The sequence below is a fragment of the Halorubrum sp. SP9 genome, from assembly GCF_005435015.1.
Lineage (GTDB): Archaea > Halobacteriota > Halobacteria > Halobacteriales > Haloferacaceae > Halorubrum > Halorubrum sodomense.
Window position 1 is genome coordinate 1 of the sequence record NZ_SGXU01000560.1, and the last position, 317, is coordinate 317.

A 317-nucleotide genomic window follows, 5' to 3' on the forward strand; every position below is an offset into this window, starting at 1 on the left:
GGTGTAATCGTGTACTCACGATCGCGAGCAGCCATGGTCACAGTCAGGTCAATCTCTCGGGCTGCGTACCGCCGCGGCTGCTCGTCGTCGGTGATGTTGACGACGCCGGCGTCGACGAGGCGGTTGACATAGCTGTAAGCGGTCCCCTGTACGATCTCGAGGTCGTCCATCACGTTCTGGACGATCGCTTCCCCTTACCGAGCAAGGTACGCGTACAGCTGGGCGAGCTGTGGCTCTTCGAGGAGGTCCGCGACCGAGAGAAAGTCCTGGACGATGTCGCCGTCGGCCTCCTCGACCACCTGTCGAAGCTCGTCGTA

Annotated in this window: 1 pseudogene; it reads right to left on the reverse strand. The window is 61.8% G+C overall.

Features of this window, described 5'->3' with window-relative positions:
* Positions 1-299, reverse strand: a pseudogene (locus tag EXE45_RS18590) (helix-turn-helix domain-containing protein); the annotation flags it as partial.
* Positions 300-317: the final 18 nt, after the last annotated feature.